The sequence below is a fragment of the Enterococcus innesii genome, from assembly GCF_022846515.1.
Lineage (GTDB): Bacteria > Bacillota > Bacilli > Lactobacillales > Enterococcaceae > Enterococcus_D > Enterococcus_D innesii.
Genome location: NZ_AP025635.1, coordinates 2,003,794 through 2,018,510 on the forward strand (window position 1 = coordinate 2,003,794; position 14,717 = coordinate 2,018,510).

Consider the following 14,717-nt stretch of genomic DNA (forward strand, 5'->3'; position numbering starts at 1 on the left):
CAACACTGAATGATTCAAGGAGGAAAGCCCAACAGATCAAGGGCTGGCCAACTCTTTGGTCATTCAGTGTTTTCTTTTTTGCGTCAAAGGACGGTTTTTCCTTGCATTTTGATGCCAATTTGGCGAAAAGTATTAAAATTTGTTTGCGAGTTGTCGTTAGGCTATCCTCAGACTTTTTCTTTTATGGTATTCTTTAATTATTGGAGCAAAATCTTTTTTTGTTTTTTTGCAAAAAATCACGGAAAAAATGTTATATTTAGTAGACGGCGTGTCCAAGTGGAAATCGGCGCGACGGAACTTTTTTATTGACGTATACAGGGAACCCCTGTTTTAAAATGATAGAGCAGCTTTGCTGACCTTACGACAAGCAGCGCAGCGATTTTAGGGCTTTTTTTAAAGATGAATAAAAGACTGGAGTAGATGATCGAGTGGCCAACGAAACAACGATTGGAGCAAAATTACGGCAAGCCCGTTTAGATAAAAACATTTCATTGATTGAATTACAACAAATGACAAAGATCCAAAAACGCTATTTAGAAGCAATTGAAGCGGAGCGTTTTGATCAATTGCCAGGTACTTTTTATGTTCGCGCGTTTATTCGCCAATATGCAGCAGCAGTTGGAGAAGACGGCGACAAATTGGTGGCCGTTTTTGATGGCAAAGAGACGTTAGATGCCCCCTTACCAAAAAGACCGCAGCCTGAAACCGTCAGCGGCTCGCGAAAAGCACAGCACGTAGAAGAAAAAAGCGGCTCCTTTGTCGTCCGCTATTTGCCGATGATTTTATTAGGTCTGGTTGCCATTACGATCGTGAGTATCGTAGGCTACATGGCTTGGCAAGACCGGAACACGACGCCGATGATCCAAGGGAGTTCTTCTCTCGTGGTAGAAAATTCAGCGTCTACAGCTTCCACTACGTCAAGTACGGAAGAAACCAGTACTTCGAGTGAAGCGACAGAGTCCTCAAGTACGACGGAATCCAGCGAAGCGAAAATGACGATGACTGCCAGTGATTCGACGCAATCGTCGATCACGATCACGATGAAAGATGCGGAAAACCCTATTGAATTGGCATTTACTGGGCTAGATGCTTCTTGTTGGGTCGGTGTACAAGTCGACAACGCTTATGTGTACCAATACACTGTTCAAGCGGGGGAAACGCAATCGATGACGCTGCCAGAAGGCGCCACGAATGCAACTTTGACCCTGGGAGCAAGCCAAAATATCTCCATCAAGGCCAATGGACAGGAAGTGGACTTTTCTGATCCACAATTTGAATTGTTACAAAAGACGGTCCGTCTCGTGATTGAATACCAAGACGATGCGGCATAAATCTGACAAATGCGCTTTATTGAGGTATCATTAGCTAAAAAGTTATTTGTTGCATCCGACCATTGAAAAGCAGAAGTAGTGGCATGATTTGCCGTTATTTCGTACAATAGTCGGCAGAGAGGAGTCTATTTCGTGAATTTACCCAATCAATTAACTGTATTACGGATCATTATGATCCCCATCTTTATTTTGGTCTTGGTTTTGCCGATCGATCTTGGCACGATGACCGTTGGTACGACACAATTAGAAAACACGCACCTTATTGCAGCGATCCTTTTTGCGGCAGCCAGCATTACAGACTGGCTAGATGGCAAGATCGCTCGTTCCAGAGGCCTTGTTACCAACTTCGGGAAGTTTGCTGACCCGTTAGCAGATAAAATGCTCGTCATGACGGCTTTTATCATGCTGGTCGAATTAGACAAAGCCCCAGGCTGGGTAGTTTCGATCATCGTTTGCCGTGAGTTGGCAGTGACAGGTTTACGCTTGTTGTTAGTGGAACAAAGCGGCGAAGTCATGGCTGCTGCGTGGCCGGGGAAAATCAAAACCGCGACACAAATGGTTGCGATCATTTTCTTGTTCTTGAACAACATTCCCTTTTCAATGATCGGTTTACCTGTCGATCAAATCATGTTGTATCTATGCTTGATCTTCACGATCTATTCCGGGGTCGATTATTTCATAAAAAATACGAATGTTTTTAAAGATTCTATGTAAAAGTTCTAGATCTAGATAAAGAAGCGATAAAAACAAGGATACAAGTCACGAAAGTTCAGAAGTTTTCTGGACTTTTTTTGTCAATATGAAAGACTTTTACGTATCTGATAAATGAAGGAGTAAAAGAATGAAAGCAGAAATTATTGCAGTCGGGACCGAATTACTTTTAGGACAGGTGGTGAATACGAACGCGACCTTCTTGTCAGAAGAACTGGCAAGTCTAGGGATCGATGTTTTTTATCATAGTGTTGTCGGGGACAACCCCAATCGCTTAGAGGAATTGCTGACGATCGCCGATAAACGCAGCGACTTGATCGTGCTGTGCGGCGGCTTAGGGCCCACCGACGATGACTTGACGAAACAAGTCACTGCCCGCCATGTGGGACAGGAATTAGTGCGAGATGAACCAGGTTATCACCAATTGAAAGCCTTCTTTGAAAACAGTCAACGGAGGATGACGGAAAACAATTTGCGACAGACCCTCGTTTTTAAGGACGGTGTGTCTTTGCCAAATCCCAATGGACTAGCGATCGGGATCTTTTATCAGACAGCCGCTACCAGTTATTTGCTGCTGCCGGGACCGCCAAGTGAACTGCAGGCGATGTTTCTTACCCACGCAAAACCACTTCTCTTAGAGCAGTTTCCCCAAGAAGAAGTCTTGCTTTCTCGCGTTTTGCGCTATTACGGGATCGGGGAATCGGCGTTGGTCACAGAATTGGCCGATTTGATCGAGAATCAGGTCAATCCCACCATTGCTCCTTATGCCAAACCCAATGAGGTCACGTTGCGTCTGACGGTCAAAACCGCAGACGAGGCGCAAGGGATCAAACAATTGGATGCATTAGAAGAAACCGTCCAAGCACGGGTCGGTGCGTATTTCTATGGATATGGGGAACAAAATTCGCTGGCAGAAACAGTCGTCGAGCTACTGATCGAGAAAAAGAAAACCGTCACCGCAGCGGAAAGTTTGACCGCTGGTTTGTTCCAAGCGACCCTAGGAGGGATTCCTGGCGTCTCTGAGGTGTTTCCCGGTGGGTTCGTGACATATTCTGCTGGAACAAAAAGCAAGCTCTTAGGCATCGATCCAGCGCTTTTAGAAAGCTATGGGACTGTTAGTCAGGAATGTGCGGAAGCAATGGCCGTCTATGCCCGCAAACAAGCAGAGACCGATTATGCGGTGGCGTTTACTGGTGTTGCTGGTCCAGACGAACTAGAAGGCCAGCCCAAAGGCACTGTTTGGATCGCCTTAGCTTCTGTCAAAGGCGTCTCGAGCCAGCTGTATCACTTCAACCGCGACCGTGCCTATATTCGGCATAGTGCTGTCATGGCAGGCTTAAATCAAATACGTAAGGAATTATTAAATTAATGCGAATGTTTGTTCGTTTTTTCTTGCAATTTCCCTTCAGAAGGACTATTATTATCTTATGAACGACACACGAAAGTGATGAATATAAGGAGGATTATCCGTTTGGCAGATGATCGTAAAGCAGCCTTAGATGCTGCACTAAAGAAGATTGAAAAGAACTATGGTAAAGGTGCCATCATGAAGCTTGGCGAAAAAGTTGATCAACAAATTTCAACGATCCCAAGTGGTTCATTGGCCTTGGATGTTGCATTAGGTGTAGGTGGTTACCCACGAGGACGGATCGTAGAAGTTTACGGCCCAGAAAGTTCTGGTAAAACGACAGTTGCTTTACATGCCATTGCGGAAGTCCAAAAAAATGGCGGAACAGCAGCATTTATCGATGCCGAACATGCGTTAGATCCTCAGTATGCGCAAAAATTAGGCGTAAATATCGATGATCTTTTGTTATCACAACCAGATACAGGGGAACAAGGATTAGAGATCGCTGACGCCTTAGTTTCAAGTGGTGCGGTTGATATCGTAGTTATTGACTCGGTAGCAGCTTTAGTCCCACGGGCGGAGATCGATGGTGAAATGGGTGATACCCACGTTGGTTTGCAAGCTCGTTTGATGTCACAAGCATTACGGAAACTTTCTGGTTCCATCAACAAAACGAAAACGATCGCGATCTTTATCAACCAAATTCGCGAAAAAGTTGGGATCATGTTTGGGAATCCAGAAACGACACCTGGTGGCCGTGCGTTGAAATTCTATTCAACCATCCGTTTGGAAGTACGTCGTGCTGAGCAATTGAAATCCGGTACAGATATTATCGGGAACCGCACGAAGATCAAAGTAGTCAAAAACAAAGTAGCGCCACCATTTAAAGTAGCAGAAGTCGACATGATGTATGGTCAAGGGATTTCCCAAGAAGGCGAACTGCTGGATATGGCCGTGGAACAAGACATCGTCGATAAAAGCGGTGCGTGGTATGCCTATAAAGGGGATCGTATCGGTCAAGGTCGTGAAAACGCCAAAAACTATATGCGTGAACACCAAGAAATGATGCTAGAAGTTTCTGCTCGCGTCCGCGATGCTTACGGGATTGGAACAGGAGAGACCGTAACTCTTGAGGAAGCGCAAGAAGAATTACCATTAGACGAATAAGTCTTGAAAAAGCCAAACAACCTCGTTGTTTGGCTTTTTTGTGGCTTTTTGCTAGATTCGTCCATTGTTGAAAAAACATCCGTAAAAAGGAAGGGTTGCGAAAGTTTACTTTATTATTTAAAGTTGACACTCTTGTGTTCAAACATTAGAATAAACGTATGTGGATTTCCACATAAGAAGTAGCGAATTGATAATTTTGTTATCCTTTGTTAATCAAAATTACAAAATATTTAAAAAGATAGTATGGAGGTGGATTCATTGGAACTACTTTACATTCTCCTCGCTATCATCGGTTTAATTGTCGGTCTTGGATTAGGAGTTTATGTGACGAAATCTCGTCATGAGAAAGAAATCAACGGCGCCCAAAATTCTGCAGCTGGAATTATCGAAAGCGCTAAGAAAGAAGCAGAAACTCTTAAAAAAGAAGCATTGTTAGAAGCTAAGGAAGAAAATCAGAAGTATCGGTCAGAGATTGAAAGTGAGTTGAAAGAAAGCAAACTTGATTTAAAATCACAAGAAAATCGTTTACTCCAAAGAGAACAAGTACTTGATCGTAAGGACGATTCTTTGGAAAAACGAGAACGCTCACTTGAAGATAAAGAAGGCAGACTTAGTGAGAAACAACAATTAATTGACGAGCGAGAAAAAGAAGTAGAAAACTTAATCGATGGACAACAGAAAGAATTAGAGCGCATCGCCGCGCTGTCTAGAGATGAAGCAAAAGAGTTGATCATGAAATCAACGGAAGAGGAATTGAACCATGAATTAACGATCATGGTCAAAGAATCTGAGCAGCGTGCGAAGGAAGAAGCAGATCGAAAAGCAAAAAATCTCTTGTCCCTAGCAATCCAACGTTGTGCCGCAGACCAAGTGTCTGAAACCACGGTATCGGTCGTATCATTACCAAATGATGAGATGAAAGGTCGAATCATCGGAAGAGAAGGTCGGAACATTCGGACCCTTGAAACCTTGACAGGGATCGATTTGATCATCGATGACACGCCAGAAGCAGTCGTCTTATCAGGATTTGATCCGATTCGCCGTGAAATTGCTCGTATGACCCTTGAAAAACTGATTCAAGACGGCCGGATCCATCCAGCTCGAATTGAAGAAATGGTCGAAAAATCTCGGAAAGAAATGGATGAACATATTCGTGAATATGGGGAACAAGCAGCCTTTGAAGTCGGTGCTCACACCCTTCATCCAGACTTGATCAAGATTTTAGGTCGTTTGCGTTTCCGTACCAGCTACGGACAAAACGTCTTGAACCACTCGATCGAAGTCGCAAAACTAACCGGTGTTCTTGCCGCAGAATTAGGCGAAGATATTCAGTTAGCCAAACGTGCCGGTCTCTTGCATGATATCGGGAAAGCCCTTGATCATGAGATCGAAGGCTCTCACGTTGAGATCGGGGCTGAGTTAGCTGCCAAATACAAAGAAAACGGTGTGGTGATCAATGCGATCGCTTCTCACCATGGAGATGTTGAAGCAACATCGGTTATCTCTGTTTTAGTTGCAGCCGCAGATGCCTTGTCAGCAGCCCGTCCAGGTGCCCGCAGCGAATCATTGGAAAATTATATTCGCCGCTTGCAAAACCTAGAAAATATCGCCAACGGCTTCAAAGGGGTCGATTCCAGTTTTGCAGTCCAAGCCGGACGTGAAGTCCGTGTAATGGTCAAACCAGAAGAGATTTCTGATTTGGATGCTGTACGATTGGTTCGCGACATCCGCAAGAAGATCGAAGATGATTTGGATTACCCAGGTCATATCAAAGTAACCGTTATTCGCGAGACCCGCGCAACGGATTACGCCAAATAGCAAGCAAAAGCAGTATCCTCTCAGAGGATACTGCTTTTTTGTGTGGCTGATTGTCAATAAGGACGACTGAGTTGTTCAAGATCAACTCTATTTTATCAGTCCCATAAATGATCGCGCCTTTTTTGTTCCTTGGCAGCCAAACGCCGGGAAAGCAAAGGATGAATCGTTAGCGACAGAGGCGAAAAGAGGGAGTATCGATCCCAGCATCATCGAGTGGGGGGCTATTGAAAGACAAAACAGACCCAGACTTCTCGGTGAAGTCTAGGTCTGTTTCATCTTTTTCACGTCTATACGTCCATCAAATCTTGCGCCGACGGGCGAAGTCCACAAAGCGGAATTTATCCAGTCGGTGGATCGATTCGGTGTATTCAAAACAGCGCGTGTCTTCTAGATACACGAGGCTGCGAACCGTAACGACATGCTGATCTTCAGGACGCAGATCCATTAGATCCCGCAATTCTTTGTTGACGGGGTCAACAGTGATTTCTTTTTGTGCATAAGCGATCTCAAGGCCAAGATCATTTTCAAAGTAATCAAAAATCGATACTTTCGCTCGGTTTTCTGGCAACTCTTCGATGATAGAAGCATCAAGGTAGTCTTTGTCCAAAATCACCACTTCTCCATCGATTCTCCGCTGACGGATCAGTTTCCATGCCTCAGAAGCGACAGGCCACCCAGTGGTCTCGTGCAGCTTTGGCGACACGGCGATCTTACGGATCTCGACAACCTTTGTTTCACTAGGAATGCGTTGGGTATCTTGCAGCTCACGAAAACTCGTCAAGCCGGAAATCGGGAAATCAAAGCGATTCAAGTCTAAAACGATCGAACCTTTCCCTTGTTTCTTTTGGATATAACCAGCATCCCGCAATAAATTCAATGCCTTACGGACAGTCTCGCGGGAGACACCATAAGTTTTGATCAATTGGTTTTCGCTAGGCAGCAAAGAATGCGGAGGGTATTCGTTTGCTAGAATTTTTTGTTCTAAATCTAAAAATATCTCTTTGAACTTGTTCATCGGATTGCCCCCTCTTTGGCTATTATAGCGAGGCCAATTTGGAAATGCAATCGACTATTTCGCCAAAAGTTCGTCAATGTTTAGATCCGTCAATTTTTCAACGATCACATCTGCACCGTGTAGTTCTTCTCCTGAATAAACGCCTACCGCATACATACCAGCAGCTTTGATGCCGTCGATCCCTGCTTGAGCATCTTCAAAGCCAACTGCTTCTGCCGGTTCAATGCCTAGTGCCAGCGCTGCTTGGATAAAGATTTCTGGATCTGGTTTGCCTTTTTTCAAGGTTGCTGGGTCAACGATCGTATCGAAGTCTTGCATGACACCTAGTTTGTCCAAAATAAACGGCGCATTTTTGGATGCCGAAGCGATGGCACAAGGAATATTTTTTGCTTTGGCTTCATCAAGGAACGTCTTTACCCCCGGCAATAGATCATCAGGAGTCAAGCTTTGTAATAATTGTACATAGTGGGTATTTTTCTTCGTCGCTAAGGCTTCTTTTTCGACTTCTGTGTAGGCATCATTTTTATTGCCTAGTGTTAAGATTCGCTCTAAAGAGTCCATGCGGCTAATGCCTTTTAACTGCTCGTTGAATTTCAAATCGATCTCGATCCCGATCTCCGCAGCTAATTCTTTCCATGCAATGTAGTGGTATTTAGCTGTATCTGTGATAACGCCGTCTAAATCAAAAACAAAACCTTTTTTCATGTGTAACACTCCTTTTAGTAAGTAATCGTTGTTTCTTTCTTTGCTTCTAACGAAACTTGCTGCCCATTCACTAAGATCGTGACTGGCTGATCAGCAGTGATCGTCAATGTTTCATGTGTAACATTCATTGCAAAGTGGGTGCCGCGAACTTCTAGCTGGAAGGCTAAGCTGTCCCAGGCTTTCGGCAAGTTTGGTGTGATCTGGAGCTGCTCTTCTCGAATATCGATCCCAGCAAAAGTGGTTAACGGAATAAACAACGTAGCGGCCATGACACCGGCGTGAATGCCTTCTGCTGTAGTACCGCCTTGGATATCACGGTAATCAGAAGAGAGGGCTTCTTGGTATAACGACCAAGCCAATTCCTGATCATCCACCATTGCCGCTAACTGAGCATGAACGATCCGCGACAAAGTCGAGCCGTGGGAGGTGCGAGCCAAATAATAATGGAGATTTTTTTCAATATAGTCTGTTGGCAGTTGGTAAGAAAGATCTGCCAAAATCTGATTGACTTGCTCTTTTGAGAAATTGTAGAAAATCATCAGACTATCGGCTTGTTTCGCGACTTTGTAGCTGTCAGCACTCTTGCCTTCAGCGTTCAAGATGCGGTCCATCCGATAGATGTTGCCATATTTCTCTTTATAATGGGCCCAATCCAGATCTTCCAACTGGAAGTACCCTTCAAACTGTGCGATGATACCTTCTTGATCGATCTCTAAGCCTAATTTGGTACGAATATCTGCCATAGCAGCAATATCCGCTGGGGTTAAAGCCGTTTTCTCCAATACTGCTTGGAAGCTCTCTGCTGATAGTTGTTGTTGGAGGTTCTCGATCTCTTCAAACAACCATACTACCATCATATTGGTATAGGCGTTGTTTTTCAAGCCACCTTGTTCACTATTTGGGTAGCTTTCATGAAATTCATCTGGTCCCATGACTTTATCGATAAAGTAACGTTGAGTAGCATCATCCCAGGTGGCAGCACTTTGCCAGAAATGGGCGACTTCTAACATCAATTCTAACCCATATTGTTCCATGAAGACCCGATCTTGCGTGTTGTGCCAGTATTGCCAAATGTTATAAGCGATCGCTAAGGAGACGTGGCGCTGCAAGCGACTGTGGTCTTCTTTCCATTCGCCGCTGATAGGGTTCAAATGCAGTTCTTGGGATTGCTCACTGCCATCCAAGCCAGATTGCCATGGGAACATGGCGCCTTGGTAGCCGGCTTTTTGGGCGTCTTTTTTGGCAGCAGCTAAGCGGCGGTAGCGATACAGCAAAATTTCTTTGGCGGTGTCAGGAAAATGTAGAATGTAAAACGGTAAGATAAACAGTTCATCCCAGAAAATATGACCGCGATAGGCTTCGCCATGTAGGCCACGGGCAGTGATACTGGCATCTAAGGACTCCTGATAAGCATTCGGTGCTGCGGAGACCAGCAGATGATACGTATGCAGATTCAGCATTTTTTGTGACATCAAGTCACCAGTGACTTCGATGGACGCTTTCGCCCATAATTCATCCCAGGCTTGTTTTGAGGCGGTATACATCGTCGCAAAATCAGGTAATGCTAAGGAAGAAAACGTAAATGCCGGTTGCGGCTCTTCTTGGCGATAAGCGGCAACAGTGACTGATTTTTCGACCCGATAAGTTTGGCCTTCCGTCACCTCAAGGGCTACTTGCTGACGGACGAGCTGGTCGTTTGTTTCAGCGTGCAGCTCAGCCAATGGCAGGTCCTGTGAAAACAGTTCAGAGGATTGGACAACGGTAATCTGTGATTGGTTAGTGGTGACCACTAAATGCGCTTTGTTTTGTTCAGCTGCTGCCTCTTTCACGGTCAAATGCTGGTTGGTTAAGCTACGGTAACGAGCGACGTTATAGTTATAAACCGATCCGTCGGCTTCACTGACGAAAGTAACGGTGCCGGAAAAGTTCAGTGGGGTAAACTGATAGACCAAGCTGTATTGGTGAACGTCTTGCATATTGGCGATTTTCTTCGTTTCGATTCGCAGACGCTTTTGTTTTTTGGTTTCAATTTCTGCCACTGATTGGAACAAGCCGGTCTTCAGATCCAATGTCCGTTTAAAGGAAAGGAGCTGATTGTTGGCGATGTCGATCACTTCATCATCGATCTTCACGTACATTTTTTGCAGATTCGGTGCATTGACGAAGTCTTCATTGCTGATGGTATGACCAGAAACATCCGATTCTACCGTATTGTAAAGACTTGCTAAATACAGCCCTGGATAGTTCGCTTCACAAATGGTCATCTCAGGCGTCGTGCCTCGCAGCCCTAGATAGCCGTTGCCGACGGTTAAAAGTGATTCCACCGAGTATTCATCTTTACCAGGGGTGTAGCCATAGTATTCGAGGGTCCAAGGAATTTCAGCACTTTTTTCTTCATACTGTTCTTTCGTGGTGCAAACAAAGGGACGATTTAATTTTTCTGTCAACCATTGGTCCAGTGAAAAAGTCCCTTCTTCATTCGTAAACACCAGCGATTCAGAGACGATCCCGCCACCTTCCATTTGCTGCAGCTGCGCGGTCAGTGCGGCAACGCGTTCACTGTCAGTCCCAGAAAACGGATAGGTCGTACCAGTTTGATCCGTTAACAGCCATTGTTCCTTAGATAATATAATCGTATTCACAGTAGTTGTCCTCCTTTAAACTTGTCTATACATGCAAAATGATTATAACGTAAATTGTAAGCTATTTCAATTTATCTAGCCTGTTTTTTTATTCTTTTTTGTCAAATAAACAGTAAATAAAGTTGTTGGCAATATTATTTTATATTAATGAAACATTTTAAAAAACGTTTATTTATCAAGGTTTTTATATGGTACCTTTGCTATTTGCTTGTATTGTTTATAGAAAAAGTAAAAAAAAATGGTTTGAAACGCTTGCAATATCAAAATTATCAAGTTATGATTAGTGCGTAATCAAAACATATATATACAAGTGTAGATGAAAGGGGTTTATTAATTATGGGAAAGTATCGTGATGATGCTGAGAAGCTGCTGGAATATGTTGGCGGCAAAGAAAATATCGCCGCAGTAACACATTGCGCGACACGGATGCGTTTTGTTTTGAACGATCAGTCAAAAGCAAACGAAAAGGCAATTGAAGAAATTCCAAGTGTCAAAGGAATGTTTACCAATGCGGGACAATTCCAAGTCATTATCGGCAATGATGTCTCAACGTTTTACAATGATTTTACCGATGTATCAGGAATAGAAGGTGTTTCTAAAGAACAAAGTAAAGCGATTGCAAAAAACAATCAAAATATCGTGCAACGAGCGATCGCTACGTTAGCTGAGATCTTTACCCCGTTATTACCAGCGATTATTGTCGGTGGTTTGATGCTAGGGCTGAGAAATTTCTTAGAAGGTGTACCGCTAGAAGCTCTAGGTGGACAAACCATTACACAAGCTTCTACTTTTTGGAACGGTGTCAACGGCTTTTTATGGCTGCCCTGTGAAGCCATCTTTCACTTTCTACCAGTAGGGATTACTTGGAGTATTACACGTAAGATGGGAACCACGCAAATATTAGGGATTGTTTTAGGGATTACATTGGTTTCACCGCAATTATTAAATGCTTATTCAGTAAGTTCAACTTCTGCTGCAGAAATTGCTCAAAATTATACGTGGGACTTCGGGTTCTTCACTATTGATAAAATTGGGTATCAAGCACAAGTGATCCCAGCAATGCTGGCAGGTTTCTTATTGGTTTATCTTGAAAGATTCTTCCGGAAATGGATTCCAGAAGCGGTTTCAATGATCTTCGTTCCATTGTTCTCATTGCTGCCAACTATTTTAGCAGCCCACATGGTGTTAGGTCCAATCGGTTGGCAAATCGGATCAGGCATTTCTTGGGTCGTAAATGCTGGCTTGACCTCACCATTAAACTGGTTATTTGGTTTCATTTTCGGTGGCTTGTATGCGCCTTTGGTTATTACCGGATTGCATCATACAACGCTAGCGATCGACTCTCAATTAGTAGCGGATTTTGGGACAACCAACCTTTGGCCAATGATCATGCTGTCAAATATTGCGCAAGGTACGGCAGTATTGGCGATTTGGTTCCTTCACCGTGGCAATAAAAAAGAAGAACAAGTCTCTGTTCCAGCAACGATTTCTGCTTACATGGGGGTTACTGAACCAGCGATGTTCGGGATCAATTTGAAATATGTTTACCCATTTGTCGCAGCAATGGTAGGTTCTGCCTTTGGTGGAATGCTGATCACTGCAACGAATACCCGTGCACTAGGTATTGGTGTAGGGGGACTGCCTGGCTTCTTATCATTTAAAATTGAAAACTATCCAATGGTCTTCATCTCAATGGCGGTGACGATTGCGATCACGTTTGTTTGCACCATCATCTTTAGAAAAGTTACCTTCTTAAATAAATTAGAACCGCAATTGGCTGCTGATACAGCTGCAGCAGCGGCTGTTGCACCAACGACGGCTGCACCGACAACTGCAGCCCCAGAAGCAGCACAAGTTTCAGAGGAAACCCTTTATGCTCCAGCTGATGGGAAAGTAGTTGCCATCACTGAAGTTTCTGATCCTGTCTTTTCTCAAAAAATGATGGGTGACGGCTTTGCTGTTCAGCCAACGAATGGAACGATTTATGCTCCTGTTGCAGGTAAGATCTCTAGCATTTTTGAAACAAAGCATGCAATCGGGATTTTAACCCCTGGTGGCGCGGAAGTTCTTGTTCATATGGGCTTAGATACTGTGGAATTAAAAGGTGCGCCATTTGAGGTCCTTGTTTCTGAAGGTGATACTGTCACACCAGAAACGAAGCTTGCAGTGATGGATCTAGATGCCGTTACCGCAGCTGGCAAACAGACCGATGTCTTGACGGTCATCACGAATGCCGAAAAAGTGCGTCAGCTTTCATTGACGACTACAGGCACAGTGACAGCCAAAACAGCGGTTGGTTCAGCTGAATTAAACTAAAAAAATAATCCGTTTCCGAGAGCGCCCTTTGACTAAGAAGGGGGATCGGAAGCGGATTTTTTTATGGCCGCCCTCAAGGGAGAGCGGCTTTTTTCTTGGTTTTCAATGGATAAAGCCGCAGTTAGCTGACGGCTTTTTTGTCGGTGCTTTTGCGGAAGTAGTTGATCGTTAATAGGAAAGTCAGTAAGACTAAGGCCCACAAAAAGAATAAGGCGATTTGAGAGCCGATGACCGTCCCTTGGGTGTAATCGGTCGCCGCATTTTGTGCCAAATTGATAATGGTCGCCACCACAGCCGTCGCCACTGCACCAGAAAATTGCTGCAGCGTATTAAAGATCGCATTACCGTCCGCGTACATCGCAGGAGTCAGCTTGTTTAAGCCGGTGGTCATCATATTGCTGTAGGCTAAGCCGATCCCGATCATGTAAAAGACATGTCCAGCAACTAGGCTCCAAATGAAAGGCGAACGCAAAACAAGGGCTAAGGCAAGCCAACCAATGGCAATCAAAGTCAAACCAGACAGGATCGGTTTTTTCGGTCCAACTTTATCCAGCAACCGACCAGAGATCGGCGCAAGGACCGCCCCGATGGTCGCCCCGGGCAGCATAACTAATCCTGCAGTAAAGGCATCTTTTCCCAAGACGAGTTGGACAAAGTTCGGCAAGACAAAGGAAATGCCCAGTAAAAGGAACTGACAAACGAGAAAGCCGAAAAGAAACAAACTGAAGCTGCGGTTTTTCAAAACAGCCAAACGAATCAAAGGGTTCGGGCCTTTTGAGCGTTGATAAAACAAGCCAGCACCAATGAAACCGAAAAGCAGTGGCAGTAGACTCGCTAAGGTGCCTACTTGATTCAAGAACAATAAGAAGCCGCTGAACATCAAGACGATTCCTAATACACTCAGTAAATCAAGGGAAGTGTCTTTTGCCCCAGCCGTCTTAGGGATCGAGTAAAGGCCGAGTACTAGGGAGATCAGTAAGACTGGGATCAAGAAAAGAAAGATCGCATTCCAAGACCAATGGGCGGTCAATAAGCCCCCATATGTCGGTCCGATCGCTGGAGCGATGGAAGTGGTCAAATTCCCTAAGCCGATTGCCGCTCCCCGTTTTTCAAAGGGGGAGTAAGTCAAAATGATGTGGAACATCAAAGGCAGTGCGATCCCTGTGCTGGCACCTTGGAAAAAGCGGCCAATCAGCAAAATGGCAAACGTCGGCGATAAAAAGTCGATCACCAAGCCAACAAGGAAGAAGGCGTTGGCAGCTAGAAACAAGGTTCTCAATGAAAATCGTTTCAAAAGGTAGGTCGATATTGGGACAATGATGGAGATGACCAGTAAGTAGATGGTCGTCACCCATTGCACATCGGATGTTGAAAGCGTAAATTGATCGATCAATGTCGGAAACGTTACATTCATAGCTGTTTCAATCAGCACGCCTGCAAATGACATCAATCCGGTTGCGAGGATCGCCCCCACGAGTTTTTTGTTGTTTTCCATATTCTCACCTCTAAAAATTCGCAAAAAAAGAGACCGTTTCTATTCTCATAGAAACCGCCTCTCTCTCGACAAGCGAACCCGCTTGTTATCTGTACGATTTAATCTATCGCTATTCTACTGACTTCATAAGAAAGTGTCAAGAGAAGTGGATAAAAAAATAGCAAAAAAC

Annotated in this window: 10 protein-coding genes; 6 read left to right on the forward strand and 4 right to left on the reverse strand. The window is 44.3% G+C overall.

Annotated elements, in window-relative coordinates:
• Window positions 1-428: 428 nt before the first annotated feature.
• The 5 genes from ENLAB_RS09385 to rny all read left to right on the forward strand — a co-directional run bounded on the left by ENLAB_RS09385 (window position 429) and on the right by rny (window position 6,375).
• Window positions 429-1,331: a helix-turn-helix domain-containing protein gene (locus ENLAB_RS09385; RefSeq protein ID WP_200125744.1), complete on the forward strand. Its 903-nt coding sequence runs from the start codon at window positions 429-431 to the stop codon at window positions 1,329-1,331.
• A gap of 132 nt (window positions 1,332-1,463) precedes the next feature.
• Window positions 1,464-2,045, forward strand: coding sequence for a CDP-diacylglycerol--glycerol-3-phosphate 3-phosphatidyltransferase (pgsA, locus tag ENLAB_RS09390; protein ID WP_005232894.1), 582 nt, complete (start codon window positions 1,464-1,466; stop codon window positions 2,043-2,045).
• A 127-nt stretch (window positions 2,046-2,172) separates the two neighbouring features.
• Window positions 2,173-3,411, forward strand: coding sequence for a competence/damage-inducible protein A (locus ENLAB_RS09395; RefSeq protein ID WP_244350802.1), 1,239 nt, complete (start codon window positions 2,173-2,175; stop codon window positions 3,409-3,411).
• A 102-nt stretch (window positions 3,412-3,513) separates the two neighbouring features.
• The gene (recA, locus tag ENLAB_RS09400) at window positions 3,514-4,557 is read left to right on the forward strand and encodes a recombinase RecA (protein WP_077453209.1); all 1,044 of its coding nucleotides are present in this window, start codon (window positions 3,514-3,516) and stop codon (window positions 4,555-4,557) included.
• Window positions 4,558-4,800: 243 nt separating this feature from the next.
• Window positions 4,801-6,375 (forward strand): ribonuclease Y, encoded by a 1,575-nt coding sequence (rny, locus tag ENLAB_RS09405; protein WP_005232891.1) that lies wholly within the window; start codon window positions 4,801-4,803, stop codon window positions 6,373-6,375.
• A 298-nt stretch (window positions 6,376-6,673) separates the two neighbouring features.
• Here rny and treR read toward each other — a convergent pair whose 3' ends face one another.
• From treR to ENLAB_RS09420, 3 genes are read right to left on the reverse strand one after another with little or no spacing between them, the layout of a single operon-like run.
• Window positions 6,674-7,390 carry a trehalose operon repressor gene (gene treR, locus ENLAB_RS09410; protein ID WP_005226457.1) on the reverse strand — a complete coding sequence of 239 codons (717 nt, stop codon included), beginning with the start codon at window positions 7,388-7,390 and terminating at the stop codon, window positions 6,674-6,676.
• Between the two features lie 54 nt (window positions 7,391-7,444).
• Entirely contained in the window at window positions 7,445-8,095 is a 651-nt protein-coding gene (gene pgmB, locus ENLAB_RS09415) for a beta-phosphoglucomutase (protein ID WP_005232889.1), read from the reverse strand.
• A 14-nt stretch (window positions 8,096-8,109) separates the two neighbouring features.
• Window positions 8,110-10,737 (reverse strand): glycoside hydrolase family 65 protein, encoded by a 2,628-nt coding sequence (locus ENLAB_RS09420; protein WP_244350804.1) that lies wholly within the window; start codon window positions 10,735-10,737, stop codon window positions 8,110-8,112.
• A gap of 336 nt (window positions 10,738-11,073) precedes the next feature.
• On the opposite strand from ENLAB_RS09420, the gene treP reads away from it, so the two are divergent.
• Window positions 11,074-13,053, forward strand: a complete 1,980-nt coding sequence (treP, locus tag ENLAB_RS09425; RefSeq protein WP_244350806.1) for a PTS system trehalose-specific EIIBC component — start codon at window positions 11,074-11,076, stop codon at window positions 13,051-13,053.
• Between the two features lie 121 nt (window positions 13,054-13,174).
• Here the strand turns inward: treP and ENLAB_RS09430 are convergent, their stop codons facing one another.
• Window positions 13,175-14,548, reverse strand: coding sequence for an MFS transporter (locus tag ENLAB_RS09430; protein ID WP_244350809.1), 1,374 nt, complete (start codon window positions 14,546-14,548; stop codon window positions 13,175-13,177).
• Window positions 14,549-14,717 lie beyond the last annotated feature (169 nt).